The organism is Zobellia alginiliquefaciens, assembly GCF_029323795.1.
In the GTDB taxonomy this organism is placed as follows: domain Bacteria; phylum Bacteroidota; class Bacteroidia; order Flavobacteriales; family Flavobacteriaceae; genus Zobellia; species Zobellia alginiliquefaciens.
In genome coordinates this window covers 141,776-167,875 of the sequence record NZ_CP119758.1, presented here as the reverse complement: position 1 = coordinate 167,875, position 26,100 = coordinate 141,776, and the positions used below count along the sequence as shown (strand labels likewise).

The window sequence follows — 26,100 nt, the reverse complement described above, 5'->3', positions numbered from 1 at the left end:
TCATTTATTTCAGGATGAACCCGGCCTGATTATGATGGGTTATGTTTATATTCGAGCAACGAAAAAGCAATAACGAAATGAAGGTCTTATTTATAGGGGGAACAGGGAATATCAGTACGGCATCTAGTCGTTTGGCCGTAGAGAAAGGTATTGAATTGTATCATTTAAACAGAGGTACGAATAAAGCAGGCATGGAAGGTGTCAATACTATTTTTGGTGATATCAATAAACCGGAAGAACTGTCCGAACTACAAAAACATTCTTGGGATGTGGTCGTAAACTGGATTGCTTTTACACCGGAAGATATAGAGCGTGATATTCAATTATTTCAAGGGAAAACCAAACAATATATTTTTATCAGTTCCGCATCATGCTACCAAACTCCATTGCAATACCCTATTATAACTGAATCAACCCCGCTTAGTAACAATTTATGGGATTACTCCCAGGACAAAATTAGAAGTGAGGACCGCTTAATGAAAGCGTATAGAGAAACTGGATTCCCCATCACTATTGTTCGCCCATCTTTAACGTATGACACTGTAATTCCTATTGCAATTGGTGGTTTTAGGGAATACACTACCGCAGACCGAATTTTAAAGGGAAAGGAAATTATTGTTCATGGTGATGGTACTTCCTTATGGACCGTAACCCACGCAGATGATTTTGCAAAGGGTTTTGTAGGGTTATTGGGTCTTACTACCGCAATAGGGCATGCATTTCATATTACTTCAGATGAAATATTGAGTTGGAATATGATTTATACGATTCTTGCCGATGCTTTAGGTAAAGAAGCTAAAATAGTACACATAGCTTCCGATTTTATTTGTAAAATTGAACCTTCGTTTACGGGGACATTATTGGCTGACAAGGCTGAAAGTGTCATTTTTGATAATTCAAAGATTAAAACCTTTGTTCCTGATTTTAAAGCTACGATTCCGTTTTCTGAAGGAATAAGAAGAACTTTGAAATGGCTGGATAATAACCCGCAGCATAAGGTTATAAACAAGGAGAAAGATGATCAGATAGAGCGTATACTAAAAGCCTATCAGTCTTTGTAAGCACAGCTATTTATTTTTCATAGCCTTAGCTATTTCAATGCTCATAGGGTTTTTGGTGTCTTCGAGCTCCTCAATAATTTTCGGGTGGTCCTGTTCTCTGTTTTGAGAAAGTTTATATTTTGCCTGGATATCTGTTATTTCAATCTGAAAACCGACGACGCCTTTTACCTGTTTGAGGGTGTGTGGAGACATATTATGAAGCGAAACAGGATTTTTGGAGTTTGCTTCGTACTTGTCTACCAGTCTATGCATGGAAGCCATTACTTCTTCTTCGCTCAAGATTTTTAACTTCCCATACACATGAACGGCAATATAGTTCCAAGTTGGTACCTCTTCCTCTTTGTACCATGAAGAAGAAATATAGGAATGCGGACCGTTAAAGATACAGAGTACTTCTTCATTTTGGTCAAACTCGCGCCATTGTGGGTTGGCTTTGGCAATATGGGCGGTCAAAACTTCTTTTCCATCAGCATTGATTTCTAGTTCTAAAGGAATATGGGTAGCCCATGGTCTGTCATTATATTGACTTACCAAGATGCCAAAACTGTTCATTTTTAGAAAATCTCTGATTTCAGATGCGTTTTCATTGCGTTGATGGTCTGGAATGAACATAGCTGAATTTAGGTTGATTCGATTTAGATTTTTTCTCTTTAAGAAATTGTAAAAAGTAAGTATTGGGTGAATTTTAATGTCAATCGAGCAATAATCATTACCGTTATTCTTGTAATTTTAAATTCACTTTAAAAATAAATATATGCCATTTATAACGAACAAAAAAGGAAAAGAACCCGTAGATATTTTTTACGAAGATTATGGGTCGGGACAGCCGGTTATACTTATTCATGGGTGGCCTTTGAGTCAAAAAGCGTGGGAGCAACAAGTTTGGAAAATTGTTGAGGAAGGTTACCGCTGTATTTCTTACGATAGACGTGGATTCGGTATTTCTTCAGCACCATGGGGAGATTATGATTATTCGGCACTGGCAAGCGATTTGAATACGATAATAGAAGGTTTGGATCTAGAAGATGCCGTAATTGTTGGTTTTTCAATGGGTGGTGGTGAAGTTGTTCGCTATTTCACGGATTATGGAGCCGATAAAATTGCAAAAGCTGCTTTGATCAGTTCTATTATTCCATTGGTCAAGAAGAAGGACGATAATCCTGATGGTGTACCGGAAGAAGCTTTAGACGGCATTAAGGATGCTTTACAGCAAGACCGAGCCGGCTTTTTACAGGAGAAATTTTTGACCGGATTCTATAATTTTGAAGAAAATAAGGATAGGGTAAGTCAAGCGCAACTAGATTATGATTTCAGTATTGCTTCTCATGCTTCGCCAAGAGCAACAATTGAAACGGCATTGGCTTGGATGCATACCGATTTTAGACCCGAGCTTAAAAATGTTACCGTACCAACCTTAATCGTACACGGTGATGCAGATGCCACGGTGCCTCAGGCCACTTCTGCAAATCAAGCGGCAAAAGGTATAGCCGATAATCAATATGAAGTGATTAAAGGAGCGCCGCATGGGTTAAATGTTACGCATGCAGATGAACTTAATCGTATTTTGATCGATTTTTTAAAAAAGTAAAAGCAAAATAGAATAAACGAAGCCAGGCCAACGGTCTGGCTTTTTTGTACCAAAAAAATATACGGTGCACTAGAGCGAAGGAGATTAATGAGGTATTTTTCAAACATATTTTTGAGTGTAGCAATAGCTTGTTTATTTGTGAACTGTAAACAAGTAAGAAAAGCTACTGATTTGATAACGAATCCTTCAGCACGTGAATTGTACGCGCGTGAATTTGAGGATGATTCCGTGCATTTTCCACAATGGGAAAGAGCGTTCGAAGCTAGTCGTGATGATAGTTTGCAAATTGATTTGCCTTACTCGGAAACGGGCACCTATTTTTCTAAACTCTACAGGTCTTATGCATACGATTTTCATCTTCAAAAAGGAGAAAGCCTGTTTGTGGATGTTGAAACGGATTCCGTTGGTAAAAAGGTGTTTCTGGACTTGTACAATATTTCAACTGATTCTTTAGCAACCTTGAAACACATAAAAAGCAATGACAAAGGAAAGGTTTCATTGGAATACAGCGTAGAACAATCGGGAGAATTTAAGCTAATAGTCCAACCGGAAATTACTACGACCACACGATTCTTTCTCAGAATATATACAAAATCCTTGTTCGGTTTTCCTGTTGCGGGGAAGGACAACAAGGCTATTCAAAGTTTTTGGGGGGCTTCGAGGGATGGAGGGAAAAGATCACATGAGGGACTTGATATTTTTGCCGACCGTGGTACGCCTGTTTTGGCAGTTGCGGACGGTAGGGTGAGCTCAACAGGAAATCGTGGTTTGGGAGGAAAGCAGGTTTGGCAGAGAACAGGGATGTTCGGCTATGCTTTGTATTACGCTCATCTAGATAGTATTTTGGTTTCATCAGGAGCAAACCTTAAAATTGGTGATACTCTGGGACTTGTTGGAAATACAGGTAATGCAAGGACAACCAGCCCTCATCTTCATTTTGGTATTTATGAGGGCTATAGAGGCGCTATAGACCCATTGCCGTTCGTACAAACTTCAGAAATTCCTGAATTTGACTATTCGGAAAATCAGCAGGAATCACCCGTCCTCGTTATAAACGCTTCGCGGGCAAATCTTCGAAATTCACCTACTATAAACGGTCAAAAAATTGGTGAGGCTATCAAAAATGATACACTGTCCCTATTGGGTAAAACAGATGCTTGGGCACATATACAGAACAAGGAAGGTAGGAAGGCATTTGTACATCTTAGCCTAGCTACCATATCTGAGCTCCCCAATTAATTAATCTACTTTAACGCTTAGTTTGGCCAGGACGGGAAGATGATCGGAAATATGTTTGTTATTTTCCATTCGGTCATCAATATGAATGTATTCCTCAACTTCCAAGCCTTCAACAAAAACATAATCTATACGATGGTCCAGTACTTTGGAGTGGTCAAAACCGTTAAAGGTTCCTGTTGGTCCATAAAATGGTTTGGAAGACGCCTCTTGTCCGTCGGTCAGCTCTTTTTTAAAAAATTGAATAGCCGTGGTTTCCGGGGCTAAATTTAAATCGCCCATAAGAACAACTGGCGTGTCATCCGTATTGATTTTATTGATTTGCTCTATGATAAGTTCCGCTGATTTATCACGTGCTGTAGTTCCTCGGTGATCAAAATGAGTGTTGAATATCCAGAATTTTTGTTTTGTAACTATGTTTTCAAACAGCCCGTACGTGCAAATACGCTCCATAGCAGCATCCCAACCCACACTGATTTTATCCGGCGTAGGTGATAACCAAAAGGTATTTGATTGTAGTACTTTAAACTTTTTGCTATTAAACAGAATAGGGGAGAACTCTCCTTTTTTCTTTCCATCATCCCTGCCCACACCTATATATGTATAGTTTTCTAGTGCATCGTTTAGATACGAAAGCTGATGAAACAATACCTCTTGCATACCAACAAATTCAGGAGCGTAATATTTCACAAGATTGACCATAGACGCTCTTCGGTCATTCCAATTATTGACCGTATCGTTGGTATTGTCATATTTTATGTTGTAGCTCATTACCTTCAGGTCTTGGGCATGTGCAAGGTGAATCGTTAAAAAGAAAATTGAAGCGAGAAGTGTTCGTAAAGCCATTTGATTGTAAAGGTTGTTTATTGAAATGGCAATGTAAGTAATTCGGATTGTGATTCTTCAAATCGAAAATTATAAAATCATTATTTTTCTGGAAAGTTTCACTTTTGAACAAAGAAAAACCGCCAATAGAAAAGAAGTCTTGTCTATTGGCGGCAAATCAGTAAATCAGTTGAGTCGCTAGTATTTAATCTTCCCTACGGGATCTATTGGAATTATTACGATTTCGGTTTCCCGAATTTCGGTTACTTGAATTTCCCGAGTTATTGTTTCTGTTCCTATTTCTATTGCGATTCCTGTTTCTATTATTGTTTCTGGAATTGTTGGAATTAGGTCTTTGTCGCGGTTTATTTTCTTCTGCAGGTGCTTCACCTTCATCACCATCTACAAACGGATGCTCTGGCATACGAGGTACTTGTTGTTTGATGAGCTTTTCAATATCCTTCAAATAAGCGCGCTCTTCCTTATCGCAAAAAGATAATGCAATACCACTGGCACTGGCACGGCCTGTTCTCCCGATACGGTGTACATATGTTTCTGGTACATTTGGCAAATCGTAATTTACAACAAGAGAGAGGTCCTCTACGTCAATTCCCCTTGCTGCAATATCGGTCGCAATCAAAACACGGAGTTTTCCGTCCTTAAATTCGCCTAATGCTTTCTGCCTGGCAGTTTGTGACTTATTACCGTGTATGGCCGCGGATTTAATATCGGCCTGGGCTAATTTCTTTACAATTTTATTTGCGCCATGTTTGGTACGTGAAAACACCAAAACGGAATCCGTAGGACGCTCATTGATAAGGTGGACCAGTAATTTTGGTTTGTTAGGTTTTGTAACGAAATAAACCCCTTGTTCAACTTTTTCGGCCGTAGCCTGTTGCGGTTTAATGGTTACCCTTTCAAAATCACCCAATAACGTTTTTGAAAGTTCAACAATACTTGAAGGCATGGTAGCCGAAAAGAAAAGTGATTGTCTTTGTTTGGGCAGCTTCGCGATAATTTTCTTGATATCGTGAATAAAACCCATATCCAACATTTGGTCGGCTTCGTCTAAAACCACAAATTCAATATCCCGCAAAGAGATAATGTTCTGGTTCATTAAATCCAATAACCTTCCTGGTGTTGCAATTAAGGCATCAACTCCATTACGCAATGCGTTTACTTGGCGTTGCTGTTTAACGCCACCAAAAATCACCGTGTTCTTAATACGGGTGTGTTTGCTGTAAGCTGTAAAGTTATCGGCAATTTGAATGGCAAGTTCTCGAGTAGGGGTTACAATCAGCGTGCGTATGCGGCGCTTACCTCTAGTCTGCTCTTGATCCGTATGTAAATGATGAATAATAGGAATACTGAAGGCGGCCGTTTTTCCGGTTCCTGTCTGTGCAACTCCTAAAAGGTCTTTTTTGTTGAGTAAAATGGGAATGGCTTGTTCCTGAATGGGAGTGGGATTCGTATATCCCTGTTCCTCAATAGCTTTGAGTATAGGCAAAGCAATACCTAAATCTTTAAATGTCATGTATGTTTAATATGCCGCAAAGATACGGCTAATGTTTTTGATATACCTGATATTGCAATTGAACATTAAATCACTGGTGTCTACATATTATATTCTACCAACTGCACATTTATACTAATAGAAAAGTTTTTAATAAGATATATTTAGTTTTTGTAATAATAATGTTTTCCAATTTATAAATCGAATTGTAAAAAATCTAAGAGATGAAAAAAGCTAAAATATATATGTTGGTTGTTTTAGGACTTATTTCAATTCAATCAAATTGTCGAAACTCATACAAGCTCACTGCTAAATTTGAGTCGGATACTTCAAATACTTTCCCAGATGTTAGTCTTCCCGGTAATCCTGATGGGGATCGTATAGACTGGTATGGTTCTTCAAATAGTATGTTGCAAGTGGTAAGTCGTACAAATAGCGAAGGAGAAACTTCAAATTGGTTACAGCTTAATCAAACAACCAATGACCCTCAGTTTTATCCAGGATTGTTGTCTTTTGTCCCTGCGCCCGAAACATCTGATGGTGTGGGTTATACTGTAAATTGGAAAGGTTATATTGATGTGCCTCTTGGAGCTGATAATTTATTGGACATTTTAGTAAGCGTGAGCGAAGGTGAAAGTCATAGAAGCGACCGGGTAATTTCGTTTGCAATGAGACCTGAACGATTAGTAGACGGCGAGAGATCCAGAAAATATGGGATTTATCTATTGGAGAATGGTTCTTATTCCAATACCGCTCTTGGTTATGTGAGAACGGGTGGACCTCATTCAATATCCATATTTTTGTTTGAAGAGACACGGGAATACCACATAGTAGGTTTTGGAGAAACGATTGTACGTAATTTTCCCGAAGAAATTGAACTGAATAGACCGTCTTTACATTTCATCTTTGATGGGTTTCCTGGTATTGGTGTATACCGTATGGATAATGTGTTTATCCTGCAAGGAGATAGAACCATTTCGGAATAGTTATGGGAATTTATCAAATTCTAGGTTCTGGTTCGTATAGAAACTCTTTAATTTTAGCGCTTATAGCCCCGCAATCGCAGCCTCGGCACAACGCTCGCCATCCATAGCCGCAGAAACAATTCCACCGGCATAGCCGCCACCTTCTCCACAAGGAAATAGGCCTTCAATTTCCGGATGTTCCAATTTTTCGGTTCTGGGGATGTTTACCGGTGAGGAGGTACGCGATTCCACGCCTACGATATTCGCTTCGGCGGTGTAGTAACCTTTCATTTTATCGCCAAAAGCTTTAAAACCCTGACGCAGCCTTCCTCCAATTAGCTTCGGTAATAGCGAATGCAAGGGAGCGGAATTCAACCCGGGCTGGTAGGAGGTAGGGTTGAGGTCGGCCGAGAGCTTGCCTTCCACAAAATCCGTTAAACGTTGCGCTGGTGCGGTCTGGGTTCTTCCGCCTGCGGTAAAAGCCAGTCGTTCTAAATCTTTTTGGTATTCCAGTCCTTTTAACGCTCCAAAACGTTCGTATTTATATAAATCCTCCTCGGCATTGATTTCAACAACAATTCCTGAATTGGCGAATTTATTGTTTCGCTTCGATGGAGACATGCCGTTTACAACCACTTCTCCGGGAGCTGTGGCTGCAGGAACAATAAATCCACCGGGACACATACAAAAGGAGTATACACCACGATTCTTTACTTGCTCCACTAAGCTATAGGCTGCGGCAGGAAGCAATTCATTACGTTCGCCCGAGCAGTGATATTGAATAGAATCTATGATTTGTTGCGGATGCTCTACCCGAACGCCCATGGCAAATGACTTGGCTTTTAGGCCGATTTTCTTCTCGTCTAACAAATAATAAATATCCCGGGCCGAATGTCCTGTTGCCATTATTATCCGGTTTGCCTTCATCTCATTGCCATTCTGCAGCTGAATGCTTTCTATTTTGCCGTTTTTTACGGTAAAGTTGGTAAGCTTCGTATTAAAATGAACTTCTCCACCATGTTCAATAATCGTTTCTCGAATGTTCTGAACAATCTTAGGCAGCTTGTTCGTACCGATATGTGGGTGCGCGTCTACTAGAATTTCTTCCGTGGCGCCATGATGCACCAAACTTTCAAAAATACGACGCACATCGCCTCTTTTTAAGCTTCGGGTATATAGTTTACCATCGGAATAGGTTCCTGCACCGCCTTCGCCAAAACAATAGTTGGAATCTTCGTTTACGGTATGGTCTTGGTTTATGGCCTTTAAATCTCGTCTTCTATTTTGAACATTATTGCCACGCTCTAGAACAATTGGTTTAAACCCTAATTCCAGACAGCGCAATGCGGCCCACATTCCTGCAGGGCCGAAACCGATGATGTGGACTTCCTTCGCTTTTGAAACATCTTGGTATTTAAAAACGTAGTCGGCCTTTTTAGAAGGTTCTTCGTTGATGTAGACCTCCATTTTATAATTAAAGTAAATAGCAGGTTTACGGGCGTCAATGGACTTTCGCAACACCTTAATAGTGATGTTGTTTTCGTCTTCGCTTAAATATTTAGCTGTTTTTTTTAAGAGGATGTTGGGTTGACTTTCCTCTTTTAGCGATACCCGTAACTGAATTCTTCTGACCATGGTGCAAAGCTACTGCGCTTTACGGTATAAAAAAATACATCCCGAAAATTGTGGGATGCATTTTAAAAACTGATTTGGGTATCGTTAAGCTAGAACCGAAATTTTTTCACGGCATTCCCTGGCGGCTGCTACCATTTCAATAAGCGCCTCCCTGGTTTCTGGCCAATGTCTGGTTTTTAATCCACAATCTGGATTAATCCAAAGTTGCTCCACAGGAATCTGTTTGGCGGCTTTTTCCATTAAAGCGACCATTTCTGCTCTTTCCGGAACTCGTGGCGAGTGAATATCATAAACACCTGGTCCAATTTCATTAGGGTATTTAAACGTTGCGAAAACGTCTAACAGTTCCATCTGGGACCGTGAGCATTCAATGGTGATAACATCGGCATCCATATCGGCAATGTTGGAAATAATATCATTGAATTCAGAATAGCACATGTGGGTATGAATTTGGGTCTCGTCTTTTACGCCACTGGCGGAAATTCTAAAAGCTCTTATGGCCCAGTTCAAATAGGTATCCCACTCTTCTTTGCGTAGCGGAAGTCCTTCGCGAATAGCAGGTTCATCAATTTGTATCACCTGAAGTCCGGCAGCTTCTAAATCTACAACTTCATCTCGTATCGCTAATGCGATTTGGGTGCAGGTTTCTGAACGTGGTTGGTCGTTTCGAACAAAGGACCATTGCAGGATGGTTACAGGTCCGGTGAGCATTCCTTTCACCGGTTTTTCCGTCAACGATTGTGCAAAAGCCGACCATTTAACCGTCATTGGAGTATCTCTTGAAACATCACCGAAAATGATAGGTGGTTTTACACATCTGCTGCCGTAACTCTGTACCCAGCCAAAGCTGGTAAAAGCGAATCCGTTTAGTTGTTCGCCAAAGTATTCTACCATGTCGTTTCTTTCGAATTCACCATGAACCAGGACATCTAGTCCCGTACGTTCTTGGAATTCTATGGTTTCCTTGGTTTCTTTTTCAAGGAGAGCGTTGTATTCATCAATGGACAGATTACCTTTTTTAAAATTGGCCCGCCAGCTTCGCACATCTTTTGTTTGGGGAAAAGAACCAATGGTTGTGGTTGGGAACAGCGGAAGGTCTAATGCTTCTTTCTGAAGTTTCTGTCGTGTTGGGAATGTGCTTTCTCTTTGGTCATCTTTGGCAGATAGTGCACCAACCCGTTGCTTTACTTGTTGATTATGTATTAATGCAGATGTTGCTCTGTTGGCATGCGCTTCACTGTTCTTTGTGAGTTTTTCTAAATTCTCGGAAAGGTTTTCTTTATTGGCCAACTTTTTAAGAGTAGCTACTTCTTCTAGTTTTTGTTTGACGAAAGCGAGCCATTGCTTGAGTTCTGAGCTTAAGTTTTCTTCGTTGGTCTCCAAATTTAAATCGATTGGGGAGTGTAACAAAGAGCATGAAGGAGCAATAAGAATGCGCTCGGCACCTATAAAATCGATTGCTTTCTGAATCAATTTCAACGATTTTTCATAATCGTTTTTCCAGATATTTCTTCCATCAACTACCCCTAGAGATAAATGTGTGTAACTGTTTAATTTTCCAGATTCTATAATGTCATCTAATTGAGATGAGCAACGTACAAGGTCTAAGTGCAGGGTGTGTACAGGAAGGCTTAAAGCTGTCTCTAAGTTATCCCCAAAACAATCAAAATAATTGGCTACTGTAATTTTTAAATCCGGAAATTTTGTAGTGAAATAAGCATATGTTTGGTGTATGGCGCGTTGTTCTTTTTCGGTAAGATTAAGGGCTAAACAAGGTTCATCTAATTGTACATGTTCCGCATCGATATCTGAGAGTTGTTGAAGTATTTCTTCATATGCAGGGAGCAACCGCTCTAGTAAGTCTATCCTGTGGAAATCCTCTTCTTTCTCTTTTCCAAGCAGAAGAAAAGAAACGGGCCCAATCAATACCGGTTTTGTTTTGATGCCTAATCCTAAGGCTTCTTTATATTCATTTACAATTTTATCCGAAGAAACATTGAATGTTTGATTTTTAGTGAATTCCGGCACAATGTAATGGTAGTTGGTGTCAAACCATTTGGTCATTTCCATTGCCGTAATATCTACGCCTTCCTTTTGAATGCCTCTTGCCATGGCAAAATATAAATCGTGGCTGGAGAAAGCAGGGTTGTTGGTCAAGGCGGAATAACGTTCAGGGATACATCCCAGGGTTACGGATAAGTCCAATACCTGGTCGTAAAGGGAAAAATCATTACTGGGAATAAGGTCAATGCCTTGTTCTTTTTGTAATAACCAATTTTCTTTCCGAATAGATTTTGCCGTATCTAATAGGGATTCAACGTTTATTTTGCCCGACCAATACTGTTCCAGGGCTTTTTTCAATTCTCTTTTACTTCCAATTCTGGGATAGCCAAGGTTGGTAGTTTTCATGCGGTGTTTTTTGAATTAATATCTGTGCAAAGCTATCGTAAAGGTTATTTTATCCATAATTGTAATTATAATTAAGAGTATTTAACTGTAAAAGGGTATTTTTATGGTTTAAATACAAAGTTTGTGCCGTATGATAGGCATTTTAAAGACGATTTATCTATGGAAAATTTAGATTTGACCGATTTAGAGTTGTTAAAGCAGCTTCAAAAAAACTCGAATATTACTACAAAAGAGTTGGCAGCCACAGTTAATTTATCCCCCACTCCGGTTTATGAAAGAGTCCGGAAACTGGAGAAAGAAGGGTATATTAAAAGCTATTCGGCTATATTGGATGCTGAAAAAATGGGGCTTGAACTTATTGTTTTTTGCGACATCACCTTAAAACAGCATACAAAAGATATTGGAAATCAATTTGTTAAAGATATTTGTGCGGTGGATGAGGTAACGGAATGCTACAATATATCCGGTGATTATGACTTTAGGTTAAAGGTCTTAGTACGGGACATGAAGCATTATCAAGACTTTGTAATCAATACTTTGGGAGCGGTGAATAATATAGGTAGTGCGCACAGCACTTTTGTTATCGGAACTATAAAACAGAGTTACGGCGTTCCGTTTTAGTGGTTGATGGATACAGTTTAGGACGGTTTATTTACAATTGGGTAGTATTGATTTTAAATATGGCGCTTTGTAAGGCATCTTTGTGTCAGTAAGAAGGGTAATACAAGTCTTTTTCGAAAACAGAAAAAATGGAAGGTAGCAGAATTTTAAAAGACCTCTTTTGGGGTTTTATCATAGGAAACTTGGTCTTCTTTGGGTTTATCTCCTATAGCTATTTTTTAAATGAGCAGCGCTTTGAATTGATTTATGAAGATATCTGGCGGGAGTATTTTACGAACATTGTGTTTTCAATACTCCTGTACTTTGTTAATATGTCTTGGCTGTATTTTCTTCTGAAAAAATTTCAAAGAAACATATATACTTTCAAGCGCATGGCTCTGGCAATTTTGGGTAATGTGGTAGTTACCTGCTTGGGCGTTTTTGTGGCTATTTCTGTGGTTTTGGTGGCACTTTATAATGTGCCAATTGAAGAGACTTTGGCATATCATACCACAATTAATTATGTACGTTCCATACTTATTTCACTAGGTGTTTCTTTAGTTTTTTATGCTATCTTTTATTACAGGTATCGGCAGGAAAATAAAGTTAAAGAGCAGAAAATAATAGCCAATACGGCATCGGCAAAATTTGATGCTTTAAAGAATCAATTAGACCCTCACTTCTTGTTCAATAGTCTAAATGTGTTGTCTAGTCTAATTGAAGAAGACCCGTATCAAGCGCAGAAGTTTACATCTTCCTTATCAAAGGTTTATCGTTATGTACTTGAACAAAAAAGTAAAGATTTAGTGCTGGTTGATGAAGAGCTTCAGTTTGCCAAAACATACGTCCGGCTTTTGAAAATGCGTTTTGAGGATAGTATCGTTTTTGATATTCTGGAAAAGAGTGAGGATCCTGAAGCTAAGATAGTGCCGTTGTCCCTTCAGTTGTTGATAGAAAATGCGGTAAAGCATAATATAGTGACTTCTAGTAAGCCTTTATATTTAAAGGTGTTTGAGCAAGACAGTGAGCTAGTTGTTGTTAATAACGTTCAAGAGAAACAGGTGGTTAAAAAAAGCAGTGGTGTTGGTCTGTATAATATACGCGAGCGATACGCACTTCTTACCGATAGAAAGGTTCAAATAGATAAAACGGCTACCGAGTTTAGTGTTCGTCTACCTATACTTTTAAAGCAAATTTCAACTATGGAAATACAACATGAATATATTGAGGACAAACGCTATAAAAAGGCAAAAGCACGTGTAGAAGCCATTAAAGGTTTTTATGGTAATTTATTGGCATACTGTATTGTAATACCTTGTCTTGCCTATTTAAATTACAGGACAACGAGTTTCCCGTGGGTGATTTTTCCTATTTTAGGTTGGGGTTTTGGTGTTGCAATGCATGCCATGGAGGCCTTCGGAACCAATCCGCTATGGGGGAAACGATGGGAGGAGAAGAAGATGCAAGAGTATATGGATGATGAGAACTTCTAAGTACGGTTTTGGGTAGTCAGTTGTAGTTTTGAATTGAGGTCTACAATTCAGCTGTAAAAAATTACAGTTCAGAAAGTAACATTTAGAAAAAGAATCGCTTTTTACGAAATTTGAACCTGTAATCAATAATCAAAAAACGAACAGTTATTATGGAAAGAGAAAGTAAATATATTAGAGCAAAAGAAAGGGTTGAGAAAGAGAAGACGTTCTACAACGGACTTATTTCCTATGTGGTAACTATAAGCTTCTTGGCTGCTATTAATTATTACACCAATGGTTTTGCGTATGCTTGGTTTTTATGGGCGGCTTTTGGATGGGGAATAGGTATTGTTGCAAGTGCAATAAAAACATTTGGTGTTAGTCCGTTTTTTGGCCGCAGCTGGGAAGAACGTAAGATTAAGCAATTCATGCAAGAAGATGAGCAGGGAACCAGGTGGGAGTAATAAGCTGGTTTAAGTTAAGTAACTATAAAAAAAATACAAATGGAAAAATCATCATTAGATAGAAGAAGTAAGCAGGCAAGGGCCAAGAAAAAAATAGAGCGGTTAAAAGGGTTTTACATTCACCTGGCAGTTTTTATAATAGTGAATATTATGGTTATTTCCGGGTCGGTTGTGGGTCATATGAACAATGGGGGTAGTTTTGCGGAGGCGTTCTTTAATTTTGGAACCTTTTCAACTTTTATTTTTTGGGGAATAGGTGTGCTGTTTCATGGGACTAAAGTGTTTTCGTATAACCCGTTTTTTGGCAAGGCTTGGGAAGAACGTCAAATTCAGAAATATATGGATTCGGACAGGGAAAACATGAAAAAATTCATGTAGTTTATCAACCATCAACCATCAACCATCAACCATCAACCATCAACCTAGAGTATGAAAACCATAATTATAGAAGACGAGAAGCCTTCGGCAAGGCGTTTATCACGTTTATTATCAAATTTGGACGTTGAAGTGTCGGAAATGTTGCATTCTGTAGAAGAGGCGGTAGAATGGTTTTCGAGCAATCCGCACCCAGACCTTATTTTTTTGGATATTCAACTTTCGGACGGGCTGTCGTTTGAAATTTTTGATGCCGTAGAGGTGAAAAGTGCCATAATTTTCACGACTGCTTTTGATGAGTATGCTTTGCAAGCTTTTAAGTTAAATAGTATTGATTATTTATTAAAGCCGATTGATGACGAAGAACTGGAAGCCGCGGTAAATAAATATCGGTCATTTAAGCCTGAGAAGCAAAACATGACACTCAATTTTGATGACATAAAAAACCTACTGGTAAATCCGTTGGAGCGAGAATATAAAAAGAGATTCACGGCAAGGGTGGGGCAGCACTTAAAAATTATAAATGCAGATGAAGTAGAAAGTTTTTATAGTGAAAACAAAGGCACCTATGCGGCTACTTCGGATGGTAGAAATTACCTTTTGGATACGACCTTGGAAAACTTGGAAAACGAGTTGGAGCCACAAACCTTCTTTCGGGTAAGTCGTAAATTTTACATCAATATAAATCACATAAAAGATATTGTTTCTTACACTAATTCTAGGCTTCAAATTAAGTTAAATCACTTTAATGAGCAAGAAATTATCGTAAGTAGAGAACGTGTAAAAGACTTCAAGTTATGGTTGGAATGATGTGTTTTATTTAATTGATTTTAAATCTATTAATTAGTACTATAGATTTTTCTTATAATGCTTATTTTAGTTAAAAACCTATTATTTTTCTATTCGGTTTTCATCAAAAGAGGAAGGAAGTAATTTTGGAATCAATTTTATGAAAATAGGCAGAAGAACCGCTCCACCAGGAAGAATGAAAATAGCTAATGAGGGGATGCTTTTAAAAATATCTATTAGTTGATTTTGCACTTTTTTCTTCTCTTCCGGAGTAAGGTCTTTTAAAGTGGATTTTGAAATAAGATAGACCAGTTCTTTACTTTCTGCAAGCTCTTTTTGTAGTCGTTTGCTATTTCTTAAAATCAGTTTATTTACCATTTTGGACATGTTATCATAAAACTGAATAGCTAAATTCGTGTCCTTTAAAAATGGAATTGTTTTGGAATTTTTAAGGAAGAATGCCTGAACATTTTCAAGAGAATCCTTAATGTAACTTGAGTGCAGTCCTAGGTCCTTTCCCAGTCCAAAAATGAATTCGGATTCTTGGTATTCCAAAGACTTATCTTCCCACACAGCTAGACAGGCTACATCTAGAAAATATCTATTTTCCATTTCCGAGCGGCTCTCAAGTAGCTGTTGACGATATGAACCGTCAAAATCTTCAGCATCACTTTCAATAAAGGTCAAAGAAGAGCCAAATAGTAGGGCTAAGCGCTCATCATTTTTATTTTTCTCTTTTGAACTCAAAGCATGGTAGGTAATATTTATGGTTAAATACTCCAATAATTGCGCTTGTTCCCTTATGTCTTTAGGGTCATGTAAATAGCATTTAAAGAGTAATACGTCTATGAATAATAAGGAGTTGGTAATTACGCTATTAAAAGTCTTGTTAATGAGGGTATCTCCTAAGGATACCCTGGTTTCAATTAGCTTTTCTAATTGTGCAGATGTTTTGGAACCCGTGAGAATTTTGCTTAAAAGCGAAAAATGGGCTATTTCCAGTGCTTTATAGAATTCAAATATTTTTTCAAGGAAAGTCTCAAACTTGTTATCGTTGGTTTCTAAAGTATACGTGCCGTATAGGGCATGAAGCAAATTTATTTTAGCCTTCTCGTCTTCGGAGAGGGTGTACTCCGGAGAAATAAAATCAGGTATCTCCATATTAATGCCATACACAAAGCCCGTATTTCGTAAATCACGATAATGCGACTTGAAATCGGAGTAAAGCCCTTGTTCTTTTTCTACAAGTGAGCCGTATTTGTTAATCCAACCTGAGGCCGAAGGATTCATGGAGCATTGGTTTTGAAAGTGCCAAATTACGTTAAAAGGAGCAAACCTAACTGGCATTTTCATTAGAATTCCATTAAGAAATCCATTTTTCAAAAGACTGAAATATATATGATAGATAATTGCCATTTGTTTAATAATGAAGCTTTTAATTCTGTGGCAGGGGATTGATATAGTGGTTCTGTAGAATAGTGAAGGGTTGAATTTTTCTTTAACTTTTTTTTAACATTTAAAACCAAACCCTCGGATAAAAGCCCCGTAAGTAGGGGTGAATTAATAATCATTAAAAACTTAAAAATGAAAAAGACAAAACTTTTATTTGGCATAGGAATCCTTGCTGTAGTTGGTGCGGTTTTAGTGGCAGCGGATCATATTGATGCGCCAGGTACTACGGGCAATACTGCTGACATTGCCGATTTCTACGGATTTGAATCTCCTTCCAATCCGGCGAACACAGTATTTATAGTTGATTTACAGACCGATGTGCTCCCTGATTTGGCATATGGACCTTTTGATGAAGATGTATTGACAGAGATTAATATTGATACGAACGATGATTTAATCGAGGATTTGGTAATTCAGGCCATTCCTAGAAAAGATACCATGTACTTCTTTGGTCCTGTGGTTCCTGCAGAGACAGGTAAGATGAGTGAAGTAATGGTAGGTTCTCCATTAGGACAAGTTGCTATATCTGGCGAAAGTGCCTTGACTACAACTACTGAGGACGGTATTTCTCTTTTTGCAGGACCAAGACAAGATGCTTTCTTTTTTGATTTTGGACAGTTCAATAAAGTGATCGGAGGTACTGCGCCAGAAGGTTTTTTGCCAGAAGGTGAGGCTGTAGATACTTTTGATGGGGCCAACACTATGGCTTTGGTAATAGAAATCCCGAATAGCATTTTGGGCGAAACTACAGCTAAGAACGCTTTAGGTTTAACGGTTTATAAGACTTGGGTAACTACCAATAGAAAACAATAATAACTAATCTAAAAAATACAAAATAATGAAAATACATACTTTAAAATATATGTTCTTGTCACTTTGTGCAGCCACGATGTTTGTTGCTTGTGATGATGATGACGCTTTGGAAATGGTAGAGACCACCTGTACTGATGGTATCATGAACGGTACGGAAACTGGTGTAGATTGTGGTGGAACTTCTTGTCAGCCATGTGAAGATGGTGGCGGAGATGCAGATGGTGATGGTGATGATATGATGGTAACTCCTCCTGATTTTTCAGGTACTTATGCACAGGTAGATTTTATGGGTAGACCAGGTATAAATACGGTTTTGAGTATTGATGATTTTAAAGATCCTTATAACCAAGCGGTACCCTCTACAATTGCTGAATTTTATCAGAAAGATTTTGAGAATAGATTGGAAGGCTTACATGATGTTTATGCGGAATTATTAGGTCTTGATCCTGATGATGTAAATTACCAGCCTAATATATTAGGGGATATTCTTAACGGACCTGACAAGGATGGTTTTACGGATAACCCGGTGAGTGCTGAGCTGTTGACTACAATTTTGGCTAACGATGTTTTGGAGGTTGCTCCAGATTTGCCAACTACATATTTTAATCCGGGAACTGGTGCTCCAGATTACGAAGGTGCTATTGGTTTAACCGGTAGAACACTACAAGATGATGTTATTGATGTTTCGTTGATTCTTCTTTTCGGAGGTGGCGATGGTGCACGTTTTAACGGTCAAGAAGTAGAAGGTGTTGGTACTTTTCCAAGATTGGTTTCAGATGGTGTTGCTATAACGGCCAACCCTACAGATACATTCCCATACTTGGGAGCTCCTGAATAAGGCGCAAGTCTATGAAAAAGAAGGAGTGGGGAGGATGGATTTCCCGTCCTCCCTTTTTTATCAAATAAAACAAACCGATTTCAAAAATTTTAAAATATGAAGATGAGATACATTACTATTTGCATTGTGTTATTCTTTCTTTCCTCATGCAAAACAGAATCAGAACACCTGTTGACCAATAAGGAAGATTATGATAAATATTTGGCTTCAGAGCCATCTCAAACCACTTCAAAATATTTTGAACTTTGGAATTCCAAGATAAAAGCCGATAGTTCTCAGTTAATGAGCTTTGGTATAGTAGGGGGTGAGTACAATCGCTATTTTCAGAACACGGGTGATATACAATATTTGAAAAAAGCTGAACAAGTCTTAAAAAAAGCAGTAGATATTGCAGCTATAGGTAAGGCTGGTTACTATAGAGCTTTGGCAAGAAACTATATTTCTCAGCACCGCTTTAGGGAGGCTGCACAACTTGCGGATTCCGCCCGTACAATAAATAGTGGGGTTGATCAAACAATGGGGCTTATGTTTGATGTGAACATGGAACTGGGTAGTTATAATAAGGCTAAAACATACTTGGACACCCTTAAAAATATGGATGATTTTGCATATTTGATTCGAGTTTCCAAGTGGAACGACCATAAAGGCGATTTAGGAACTACCATACGTTTTATGGAAAAGGCAAAGAAGAAAGCCGAAGCATCAAAAAATGAAGGCCTAAAATTGTGGTCCTACACCAATCTTGCTGATTATTATGGTCATGCCGGAAGAATAAATGATTCTTATCAGCATTATTTAAAAGCACTGGAGCTTGATCCTGGTAATGCTTATGCAAAGAAGGGAATTGCCTGGATAGTCTTTTCACACGAAAAGAAAGCAGGTGAGGCCATGCGTATTCTAGATTCGGTAACTAAAAATTATAAAGCTCCTGACTATTATTTGCTCAAAGCCGAAATAGCAGAGTATATGGGAGATGATTTAACGAGTCTCTCAAATTTTGATACCTATTTTGAGTTAGTCCAAAACCCGGCCTATGGTGATATGTACAACGCTTATAATGTTTCACTTTATCTAGATAAAACGGATCAGTTTGATAAGGCATTGAAATTGTCACGAAAAGAAGTTGGGAATAGACCAACACCGGAATCATATAGTTTGTTAGCGTACAGCCACCTTAAAAAAGGGGACAAAGAGAAGGCGTTGGAAATTGTTCAGGAGTATATTGAAGGAAAAACATTTGAGCCAGCTATACTACTCTATGCTGCTGAAATTTATAAAGCCACCGGTCAAATTGAAAAAGTTAAAGCCATTAAAACAGAATTAGCTGAGGCAATTTATGAGTTGGGACCTTCCTCGGAAGGAAGTATTGCAAATTTATAGGTAAAGACTTGGTTTAAGTCTTGTTACGTAAACCTCTGATAATGATTTAGGTTTTAGTTTAGGTTGTTTTTTAAAGAGTCAAAACGCAGATTTTGGCTCTTTTCTTTTTTGGAAAAACAAATTATTTGTGTTTTTATTAACTTTAGTGTAGGAAATTTCAAAAGTAATTATTATGTTTACCTTCCAAATAGTACATATGCTATTCTATGTCTCTTGAGTGTGGCTAGAATAAAAGAGATTTAACCTATATAGTCCCCAAAAATAGTATCATTATGGAGTACCTTCTTTTCTTCGCTTGGCTTTCATTTATGTCTATCTTAGTTTACAGAATTGTAATCGCTCGTAAAGAGCTCAGAAAATCCCTCAAAACAGAAAAATAGTAAGCTTGTTTGCTTATTGTTTTCCGATTAATCGGTAGGGTGTGCTTGCTTATAAGTATACTTTTCAGTTTTGGAACAATTCTATTTTAGCCATTTTCTTATTAAAACGGGTAACAATAGCAAGTCCAATATAAGGGCTGTTAAAAGCGTTATGCTTACCAGTAAACCAATGGTTACACTAGGAGCATGTGCCGAAAAGAGTAATATTAAAAACCCAAAGAATAAGGTTGTGGTAGTTATAATCAACGCTCTGCCGGTTTTTAAAAAAGTTACTTCTAAGGCCTCTTCCTTATTCATACCGCCATCTCGGCTTAATTTGTATCTTCCAAGAAAGTGAATGGTGTCATCTACCGCAATGCCAAAAACAATGGCAAAAACTACGGAAATTGTTGATTCTAGTGGAATCTTTAGATACCCCAACAGCGCTCCGGCAAATAATAATGGAACCAAATTTGGGAGCAATGAGATTAAAAGTAATTTTAGATTCTTAAACAAGAGTGCCATAATTAACGCTACCATTAGTAAGCCTGCTAGAAGCCCGGAGATGAGGCTGTCTTGAATGTAATATGAGTTTTTGTCTAAAAGTACCCCGCTTCCGGTTAGTTTAAATTTTACCAGGGTAGAATCTGTTTGTGTTGCCGTAAACTTGTCAAATCTGTCATAAAGTTGGTTCAAGGTGTCGGTGCCAACATCAAGCACCCTGGCGCGTATTCTAGATTTGGTTTCGTTTTTATTTACAAATTTGGCATATTGTTTACGGGCCATTTTATGGATATCATCCTTATAGTTTTTAAAAGTTCTGGGGCTGTTTGGTAAAACAAAAAATTCGGATTTATTTAAATTATGTGCCTTGTGAAGCGTTTTGTAGAAAGATGTTACCGAGCTTATATTTTTAATAGGGCCCTCTGTTCTTAATTGCTGTTCTACTTTTTCAATTTGTTGAAGTATCTCAAAGTCAGATATTTTATTAGAACCTTGGGTCATAACCGCAACCTCCAACGGTCTAAAACCGGAGTAGTGCTCTTGGAAAAATTTAAAATCGTTTGCAATCGCACTATTAGTGGGTAAGCTTTCTTTTATTTGATAATTGGTATCTATTAGTGTAATTCCATAAGCGCAGGTTAGGGTAAATATAAGACTACCGTACAGTATAGGCCTGTGGTGTTTCTTTGTATAATTGTTAAGGCCTAACAGGAGTTTTGGCCATTTTTTGGAAGCTTCTCTTTTAGGTAATAAATATTCTTTCTTGGGAAGTAATATGAGCGGACTTGTTAAGAATATTACAGTTACAAAAGCTGTTAGAACGCCAATAGCGGCATTTAAACCGAAATCGCTAATACTACTGGATTTGGAAGTTAAAAGCGAAGCGAAGCCTATTGCAGTGGTTGCAGACGTTAAAAGGGTTGAAGTCCCTACTTCTTTGAGCGTAGACCAAAGTGCTTTCTCTTTGGTTAGTCCTGTTTTTAGTTTAATGAGATAATCATCAATAATATGAATGACATCAGAAGTACCTACTATAAGCATTAAAATAGGATAAAAGGCTGCCATAGCATTCAGTTCTTTGCCAAGAACGGATAGTAGTCCTAGAAAGAGTAAAAGCGCAATAGTAATAGAGAACAATGCAATACATACAATAAGTATCTTTCTGTAGATTAGCAGAAGCACTAGGAATATGAGAAAAATAGAGGCGATACTGGTTACGGTAACCTCATGTTTTTGCATGGCTACAATCGCTTCGTAGAAATAAGAACGCCCAAGTAGATGATGATTTTTAAGCCCGTGCTTGTCCAATAAAGACCTTACTTTGGTCAATAATAGAATGCTTTGCTCGTAATCCAATTTGTCATCCGTCTCTAGAGCCAAGACAAGAGAAGTTCCTTTTTCATCTATTAAAACATTTGTATATAGGTCATCTTCTTTCAGTTTCTCAAAATCAGATGTATATGATGTAGTGTCGTTCAGGTGAATAATGGGAAGTCGCGTATACCCAAAAGAGGTTTTCAAAGGGTAAAAAAGCGTGGTAAGAGATTGAGATTGGGTAACGAACGGCAGCTTTTTAGCTTCTTTTGAAAGCGCATCAAACCGTTCTAGAAAATCTTTATCTAAAACTGTGGGTTCATTCTCAACGGCAATAAGAAGAAAGTTGTCATCAGTACCAAATTCTTTTATAAACTCGTTATAAAATACAAGGTCGGGGTCTCCTTCGGGATAAAACTGACTAAAATCAAAAGAAAATTTTAAGTTGCCTAAAGCTAGTACGGCAAAAACACTAAGAATGCCAAAAATAACAAGTATGGTTTTCTTTAAGGCAAGTAATTTTTGCATTTGTTATATGAATTAAGCAATTATGAAGCTAAATTACCGTATTCATTAACATTATCAATTACTTTATAGAGAGATAAAATATTTTAAAACCTAGAATGATCCAATTAGAAAGAATAGTCCTGTTATTGTTATTTTGTTGTTGTACCTATGTGAACGCTCAAACGAATACTCAAAAGAACAAAGATTCCATTGTTGATCATTTAAAAATAGCGGCATTTCCCGTGGCTTTCTATACACCTGAAACTGCTTTTGGGTTTGGGGGAATTGGTATCGCTAACTTTTGGTTAAAAAATGAGGAAATTGAAACAAGACCATCATCTGTTCAGTTGGGCCTTAGTTACACCACAAAAAGCCAGTTTTTGCTCTATATGCCTTTTGAATTCTATAAAGATGACCAAAAATGGCGCCTTTTGGGTGAATTTGGATTCTATAAATATTTCTATAATTTTTTTGGTGTAGGTATCAATAGTAAGGAAGAAGATGAGGAAACTTATGAGGTTACTTTTCCAAGGGCACGCTTGGCATTGATGCATGAAGTTATCCCTGATTTCTATTTAGGTCTAGGCTATGAATTTGATAACTTTAGAAACCTTAAAATTGAGGAAGGCGGAACTTTGGAAGCATCTAATGTGCCTGGTAAAAGAGATGGTACGATATCAAATGTAGGTTTACAGGCATTCTATGATACCCGTGATAATATCTTTTTTCCTACCAAAGGTTTTTATATTCAAGGAAATGTCTTTACCTCAAGCAAGATTTTAGGTTCTAGTTTTAGCTATTCAAAATTTGAATTAGACAATAGGTTTTATCAAAAAGTTGGAAAAAAACAGGTGCTGGCCGCAAACGCATTTGTTGGAAGCAGCAGCAAAAACACCCCTTTTTATGATTTATTTTACTTAGGCTCTAAACGAACAAGAGGTATAAACAACAGGAGATTTCAAGATAATGCAGAATTAAGTATGGCGTTAGAATATCGCTTTCCAATAGCAGGTCGTTTTGGAGCTGTGGTTTTTGGTTCCACAGGTACTGTTGCTCCAGCACTAAAAGATACGTTTAAATCTGCGTATAAAAATGCTGGAGGCGTAGGTGTACGTTATATCATTAATAAAAGGGATGGTGTACGTATTCGCGCGGATTACGGCATGTCCAGTGAAGGAGGGAACTTTTATTTTACCATAAAAGAAGCATTTTAGGCCTCTTTTTCTATAATTCGGTCCAATTATCCAAATCCAGAGTCCAGTCGTAATTCTTATATGTTATATCAATTTTTTTGGTAGTAGGAATAATATCATATTCTTTTAAAATGTCCTTTATGCCACTTTTGCATCCAAAATCACCTCTAAACCAATTGAACAAAGAGGTTACCGCAACTTCTTGGGTTTGGTCGTTGTAAATAGAAGTTTTCTTTAAATATTTCTCAGTTCCCTTTTTTAATTGATTATCTAGCTTATTAGCATAGTAAATAGCTACAGGTGGACAATCTTTTGCGCCACAATTTAAAGCAAAGTGAATTCTGTAATCTCTATCATCAACCCGTAATTTCCTTTCAAATTTGTTCGGGAACCATTTTCTTATAAGGCCAAGGCCTAGTTTCCATTGTGATTTTCTAATAATACCGTGTTCTATTTTTTCAAAAGAAACCAGTCTACCTGCTATTGGAATCTGTTCGTTGCTAAAAAATGTTCTACGGTCATCATATTTTTCGGGATGTTCGGACAAAACCACTTGGATGTAAGCATTGTAAATATTAATCCAAAATGCCAATTTTTTGTCATCTGTATTTAAACCTTCTTCAAGTTCTTTGAGGGTGGTGTTGTAAAGTTGAGTACGTATTTCATTGGTATCCTCGTTGTTACGAACTTTGGTCAAAAAGGATTCGGAAAGGCTGTTCAAGTCCAAAATTTTTGAATTATCCATTTGCCCATATGAAGGAAAAACCCATATTGTTAGTAAGAATAGGATAACAGGATATTTAAATGGGATTGCGCTCATGGATTGTGATTTAGAGTTGTAATATTGCTATATACGTAAAAGTAAAAGCAAGGGTTTGGTCGAATCTTTTTTAAAACCTTTCTTTCAAAATTACGTAGATGTGGTTGTCAGGAGCAGCTTTATTGAATAATAAATTAGCACTTGAAGGGACCTATAAATTGTTTTATGATATCTATTATTATACCAGCTCATAACGAAAGACAAAATCTTTCAAAACTGCTACCATCACTACAAACGAAAACTCGTAAGGCTGGTGTAGAAATAATTGTTGCGCTTTCTTGTGATAACGCGGATAATTCAGAAAATCTGACTACTGGTCTCTCTAACCTAAAGTTTATTAAATGTGAAGGAAAAGGTAGGGCCGTGCAAATGAATACAGGTGCTTCTTTGGCTTCTGGTACGGTTCTAGTGTTTTTACATGCAGATGTGAAGCCACCTGAATCGTTTTTGGAAGATATTGAATGTACACTGGATAAAAACTATGAGGCCGGATTTTTTTCATATCGGTTTGATAAAAGAAGTTTTTGGTTGGATATAAATGCTTCTTTTACGGCTAAGGACGGTATTTTTACAGGAGGTGGGGATCAATGTCTTTTTATAAAAAGAGATGCTTTTAATGCTTTAGGAGGGTTTGATGAAAATCAAGTTTTAATGGAAGATTTTGAATTCTTCAAGCGAATGAAAAAGAACAAAATAGCGTACAAAATCATTAAAAATGATTTGATAGTTTCAGCTAGGAAATATGAGAGTAATTCATACTTACGGGTAAATCTATCTAATTTATTACTTGTGCTTCTTTTTAAAGTGGGACTTTCATCGGAAAAACTTAAAACTATTCACAACAGACTTCTCAAAATGCCTTATCAGCATAATGCATAAATCCTATTAGATGCAAAAAATTATAAATGGAATTCAGCAAATAGGTATTGGTGTTGCAGATGCTAAAGCTGTTTTTAACTGGTATAGAGTTCATTTAGGGTTTGATATTATGGTTTTTAATGATGTCGCTACCGCTAAATTAATGACTAGGTATACAGCAGGTACGCCAGAACAACGCCAAGCTATTTTGGCATTGAATATGACCGGTGGTGGCGGATTGGAAATTTGGCAGTTTAAAAACAGAAAACCACTACCCCCGGATAATTCCATTCAATTTGGAGATTTAGGAATTAATGCCATAAAAATCAGGTCTGCTAAAATAGAGGAGGTACATAAGGTACTTCAAAATTCTAACGTAACTGAGCTTTCTGAAATTTTAGAAGGTAGTCATTTCTATTTTAAAGACCCCTGGGGCAACTGGGTGCAACTGGTTAATGAGCCTTATTATTTTGCGAAGAAAGATGATGATTGCGGCGGAGTTTTGGGAGTTGTCATAGGAGTTTCGGATATGGATGCTTCGCTTCATTTTTATAATAAGCTGCTAGTCTATGACAGGGTTTTGAGCGATTCTTCTGCTGTTTGTAAGGAGTTTGGAACCGGAAAAGGCAGTGCGTATAGACGTGTCTTACTTTCAAGAAGTGATCAACGGTCAGGAGGTTTTGGAGAATTATATGGTCCGTCTCAAATTGAGCTGGTACAGGCATTGGATAGAATTCCTAATTCTATATTTAAGAATAGACTATGGGGAGATTTGGGATTTATTCATCTGTGTTTTGATGTGTCCGGTTTAGATGTTTTACGGCTTGAAGCGGAAAAAGTAGGTCATTCGTTCACCGTAGATAGCGCCAATAGTTTTGATATGGGCGATGCAGCCGGTAGGTTCGCATACATGGAAGACCCAGATGGAACATTAATTGAATTGGTAGAGACCCATAAAGTTCCGGTTTTTAAGAAATGGGGAATTTTCATCAACCTAAAAAAGAGAAACCCGAAAAAACCTTTACCTAAGTGGATGGTGAAACTAATGGCCATTCACAAAGTGAAAAGGGATTTGTAGTCCAAGTTTTGGTATTTTAATAAATTAATGGGGCAAATAAAAAGAGCTTTAC

Annotated in this window: 23 protein-coding genes; 15 read left to right on the top strand and 8 right to left on the bottom strand. The window is 37.7% G+C overall.

The window, feature by feature from the left end:
• The first annotated feature begins 77 nt into the window (after positions 1–77).
• Positions 78–1,061, top strand: a complete 984-nt coding sequence (locus P0077_RS00770; RefSeq protein ID WP_276167276.1) for an SDR family oxidoreductase — start codon at positions 78–80, stop codon at positions 1,059–1,061.
• Between the two features lie 6 nt (positions 1,062–1,067).
• On the opposite strand, the gene P0077_RS00765 is transcribed toward P0077_RS00770, so the two are convergent.
• Positions 1,068–1,673: an FMN-binding negative transcriptional regulator gene (locus tag P0077_RS00765; RefSeq protein WP_276167275.1), complete on the bottom strand. Its 606-nt coding sequence runs from the start codon at positions 1,671–1,673 to the stop codon at positions 1,068–1,070.
• 142 nt (positions 1,674–1,815) lie between these two features.
• Between P0077_RS00765 and P0077_RS00760 the strand changes: the two genes are divergently transcribed.
• Together P0077_RS00760 and P0077_RS00755 are read left to right on the top strand one after the other, a co-directional pair.
• The gene (locus tag P0077_RS00760; protein ID WP_276167274.1) at positions 1,816–2,649 is read left to right on the top strand and encodes an alpha/beta fold hydrolase; all 834 of its coding nucleotides are present in this window, start codon (positions 1,816–1,818) and stop codon (positions 2,647–2,649) included.
• A gap of 138 nt (positions 2,650–2,787) precedes the next feature.
• A complete protein-coding gene (locus P0077_RS00755) occupies positions 2,788–3,888 on the top strand; it encodes a M23 family metallopeptidase (protein WP_276167273.1) in 1,101 nt (366 codons plus the stop codon).
• Here the strand turns inward: P0077_RS00755 and P0077_RS00750 are convergent, their stop codons facing one another.
• Entirely contained in the window at positions 3,889–4,731 is an 843-nt protein-coding gene (locus P0077_RS00750) for an endonuclease/exonuclease/phosphatase family protein (protein ID WP_276167272.1), read from the bottom strand. It lies immediately after the preceding gene.
• Between the two features lie 184 nt (positions 4,732–4,915).
• Positions 4,916–6,244, bottom strand: coding sequence for a DEAD/DEAH box helicase (locus P0077_RS00745; RefSeq protein WP_276167271.1), 1,329 nt, complete (start codon positions 6,242–6,244; stop codon positions 4,916–4,918).
• 203 nt (positions 6,245–6,447) lie between these two features.
• Here P0077_RS00745 and P0077_RS00740 point away from each other — a divergent pair, with 203 nt between their 5' ends.
• Complete coding sequence (locus P0077_RS00740; RefSeq protein WP_276167270.1) at positions 6,448–7,209, top strand: hypothetical protein; 762 nt, start codon at positions 6,448–6,450, stop codon at positions 7,207–7,209.
• Positions 7,210–7,269: 60 nt separating this feature from the next.
• On the opposite strand, the gene P0077_RS00735 is transcribed toward P0077_RS00740, so the two are convergent.
• Both P0077_RS00735 and metE read right to left on the bottom strand, forming a co-directional pair.
• Entirely contained in the window at positions 7,270–8,823 is a 1,554-nt protein-coding gene (locus P0077_RS00735; RefSeq protein WP_276167269.1) for an NAD(P)/FAD-dependent oxidoreductase, read from the bottom strand.
• 84 nt (positions 8,824–8,907) lie between these two features.
• A complete protein-coding gene (metE, locus tag P0077_RS00730; protein WP_276167268.1) occupies positions 8,908–11,232 on the bottom strand; it encodes a 5-methyltetrahydropteroyltriglutamate--homocysteine S-methyltransferase in 2,325 nt (774 codons plus the stop codon).
• 159 nt (positions 11,233–11,391) lie between these two features.
• On the opposite strand from metE, the gene P0077_RS00725 reads away from it, so the two are divergent.
• From P0077_RS00725 to P0077_RS00705, 5 genes are all read left to right on the top strand, one after another.
• Positions 11,392–11,853 (top strand): Lrp/AsnC family transcriptional regulator, encoded by a 462-nt coding sequence (locus P0077_RS00725; protein ID WP_276167267.1) that lies wholly within the window; start codon positions 11,392–11,394, stop codon positions 11,851–11,853.
• Positions 11,854–11,981: 128 nt separating this feature from the next.
• A complete protein-coding gene (locus P0077_RS00720; RefSeq protein ID WP_276167266.1) occupies positions 11,982–13,325 on the top strand; it encodes a 2TM domain-containing protein in 1,344 nt (447 codons plus the stop codon).
• Positions 13,326–13,474: 149 nt separating this feature from the next.
• Positions 13,475–13,768 (top strand): 2TM domain-containing protein, encoded by a 294-nt coding sequence (locus tag P0077_RS00715; protein ID WP_276167265.1) that lies wholly within the window; start codon positions 13,475–13,477, stop codon positions 13,766–13,768.
• Between the two features lie 39 nt (positions 13,769–13,807).
• Positions 13,808–14,146, top strand: coding sequence for a 2TM domain-containing protein (locus P0077_RS00710; RefSeq protein WP_276167264.1), 339 nt, complete (start codon positions 13,808–13,810; stop codon positions 14,144–14,146).
• Positions 14,147–14,197: 51 nt separating this feature from the next.
• Entirely contained in the window at positions 14,198–14,953 is a 756-nt protein-coding gene (locus P0077_RS00705; RefSeq protein ID WP_276167263.1) for a LytR/AlgR family response regulator transcription factor, read from the top strand.
• A gap of 81 nt (positions 14,954–15,034) precedes the next feature.
• Here the strand turns inward: P0077_RS00705 and P0077_RS00700 are convergent, their stop codons facing one another.
• Positions 15,035–16,285 carry an LETM1-related biofilm-associated protein gene (locus tag P0077_RS00700; protein WP_349292967.1) on the bottom strand — a complete coding sequence of 417 codons (1,251 nt, stop codon included), beginning with the start codon at positions 16,283–16,285 and terminating at the stop codon, positions 15,035–15,037.
• A gap of 231 nt (positions 16,286–16,516) precedes the next feature.
• On the opposite strand from P0077_RS00700, the gene P0077_RS00695 reads away from it, so the two are divergent.
• From P0077_RS00695 to P0077_RS00685, 3 genes are all read left to right on the top strand, one after another.
• Entirely contained in the window at positions 16,517–17,197 is a 681-nt protein-coding gene (locus P0077_RS00695) for a DUF4331 family protein (protein ID WP_276167262.1), read from the top strand.
• 25 nt (positions 17,198–17,222) lie between these two features.
• Entirely contained in the window at positions 17,223–18,035 is an 813-nt protein-coding gene (locus P0077_RS00690) for a DUF4331 family protein (RefSeq protein WP_276167261.1), read from the top strand.
• A 96-nt stretch (positions 18,036–18,131) separates the two neighbouring features.
• The gene (locus P0077_RS00685) at positions 18,132–19,415 is read left to right on the top strand and encodes a tetratricopeptide repeat protein (RefSeq protein ID WP_276167260.1); all 1,284 of its coding nucleotides are present in this window, start codon (positions 18,132–18,134) and stop codon (positions 19,413–19,415) included.
• Positions 19,416–19,876: 461 nt separating this feature from the next.
• Here the strand turns inward: P0077_RS00685 and P0077_RS00680 are convergent, their stop codons facing one another.
• Positions 19,877–22,120 (bottom strand): efflux RND transporter permease subunit, encoded by a 2,244-nt coding sequence (locus P0077_RS00680; protein ID WP_276167259.1) that lies wholly within the window; start codon positions 22,118–22,120, stop codon positions 19,877–19,879.
• A 95-nt stretch (positions 22,121–22,215) separates the two neighbouring features.
• Here P0077_RS00680 and P0077_RS00675 point away from each other — a divergent pair, with 95 nt between their 5' ends.
• Complete coding sequence (locus tag P0077_RS00675; RefSeq protein ID WP_276167258.1) at positions 22,216–23,313, top strand: BamA/TamA family outer membrane protein; 1,098 nt, start codon at positions 22,216–22,218, stop codon at positions 23,311–23,313.
• Positions 23,314–23,323: 10 nt separating this feature from the next.
• Here P0077_RS00675 and P0077_RS00670 read toward each other — a convergent pair whose 3' ends face one another.
• A complete protein-coding gene (locus tag P0077_RS00670; protein ID WP_276167257.1) occupies positions 23,324–24,112 on the bottom strand; it encodes a DUF547 domain-containing protein in 789 nt (262 codons plus the stop codon).
• 165 nt (positions 24,113–24,277) lie between these two features.
• On the opposite strand from P0077_RS00670, the gene P0077_RS00665 reads away from it, so the two are divergent.
• Both P0077_RS00665 and P0077_RS00660 read left to right on the top strand, forming a co-directional pair.
• Positions 24,278–24,991: a TIGR04283 family arsenosugar biosynthesis glycosyltransferase gene (locus P0077_RS00665; RefSeq protein ID WP_276167255.1), complete on the top strand. Its 714-nt coding sequence runs from the start codon at positions 24,278–24,280 to the stop codon at positions 24,989–24,991.
• Between the two features lie 10 nt (positions 24,992–25,001).
• Positions 25,002–26,048 (top strand): VOC family protein, encoded by a 1,047-nt coding sequence (locus P0077_RS00660; RefSeq protein ID WP_276167254.1) that lies wholly within the window; start codon positions 25,002–25,004, stop codon positions 26,046–26,048.
• Positions 26,049–26,100: the final 52 nt, after the last annotated feature.

Bases quoted from the DNA above. Each gene is read 5' to 3' on its own strand.
- P0077_RS00770 (WP_276167276.1), top strand. From the start codon at position 78: ATGAAGGTCTTATTTATAGGGGGAACAGGGAATATCAGTACGGCATCT.
- P0077_RS00695 (WP_276167262.1), top strand. From the start codon at position 16,517: ATGAAAAAGACAAAACTTTTATTTGGCATAGGAATCCTTGCTGTAGTT.
- P0077_RS00720 (WP_276167266.1), top strand. From the start codon at position 11,982: ATGGAAGGTAGCAGAATTTTAAAAGACCTCTTTTGGGGTTTTATCATA.
- P0077_RS00680 (WP_276167259.1), bottom strand. From the start codon at position 22,120: ATGCAAAAATTACTTGCCTTAAAGAAAACCATACTTGTTATTTTTGGC.
- P0077_RS00725 (WP_276167267.1), top strand. From the start codon at position 11,392: ATGGAAAATTTAGATTTGACCGATTTAGAGTTGTTAAAGCAGCTTCAA.
- P0077_RS00745 (WP_276167271.1), bottom strand. From the start codon at position 6,244: ATGACATTTAAAGATTTAGGTATTGCTTTGCCTATACTCAAAGCTATT.
- P0077_RS00750 (WP_276167272.1), bottom strand. From the start codon at position 4,731: ATGGCTTTACGAACACTTCTCGCTTCAATTTTCTTTTTAACGATTCAC.
- P0077_RS00660 (WP_276167254.1), top strand. From the start codon at position 25,002: ATGCAAAAAATTATAAATGGAATTCAGCAAATAGGTATTGGTGTTGCA.
- P0077_RS00710 (WP_276167264.1), top strand. From the start codon at position 13,808: ATGGAAAAATCATCATTAGATAGAAGAAGTAAGCAGGCAAGGGCCAAG.
- P0077_RS00690 (WP_276167261.1), top strand. From the start codon at position 17,223: ATGAAAATACATACTTTAAAATATATGTTCTTGTCACTTTGTGCAGCC.
- P0077_RS00700 (WP_349292967.1), bottom strand. From the start codon at position 16,285: ATGAAAATGCCAGTTAGGTTTGCTCCTTTTAACGTAATTTGGCACTTT.
- P0077_RS00685 (WP_276167260.1), top strand. From the start codon at position 18,132: ATGAAGATGAGATACATTACTATTTGCATTGTGTTATTCTTTCTTTCC.
- P0077_RS00675 (WP_276167258.1), top strand. From the start codon at position 22,216: ATGATCCAATTAGAAAGAATAGTCCTGTTATTGTTATTTTGTTGTTGT.
- P0077_RS00735 (WP_276167269.1), bottom strand. From the start codon at position 8,823: ATGGTCAGAAGAATTCAGTTACGGGTATCGCTAAAAGAGGAAAGTCAA.
- P0077_RS00715 (WP_276167265.1), top strand. From the start codon at position 13,475: ATGGAAAGAGAAAGTAAATATATTAGAGCAAAAGAAAGGGTTGAGAAA.
- metE (WP_276167268.1), bottom strand. From the start codon at position 11,232: ATGAAAACTACCAACCTTGGCTATCCCAGAATTGGAAGTAAAAGAGAA.
- P0077_RS00765 (WP_276167275.1), bottom strand. From the start codon at position 1,673: ATGTTCATTCCAGACCATCAACGCAATGAAAACGCATCTGAAATCAGA.
- P0077_RS00705 (WP_276167263.1), top strand. From the start codon at position 14,198: ATGAAAACCATAATTATAGAAGACGAGAAGCCTTCGGCAAGGCGTTTA.
- P0077_RS00665 (WP_276167255.1), top strand. From the start codon at position 24,278: ATGATATCTATTATTATACCAGCTCATAACGAAAGACAAAATCTTTCA.
- P0077_RS00740 (WP_276167270.1), top strand. From the start codon at position 6,448: ATGAAAAAAGCTAAAATATATATGTTGGTTGTTTTAGGACTTATTTCA.
- P0077_RS00670 (WP_276167257.1), bottom strand. From the start codon at position 24,112: ATGAGCGCAATCCCATTTAAATATCCTGTTATCCTATTCTTACTAACA.
- P0077_RS00760 (WP_276167274.1), top strand. From the start codon at position 1,816: ATGCCATTTATAACGAACAAAAAAGGAAAAGAACCCGTAGATATTTTT.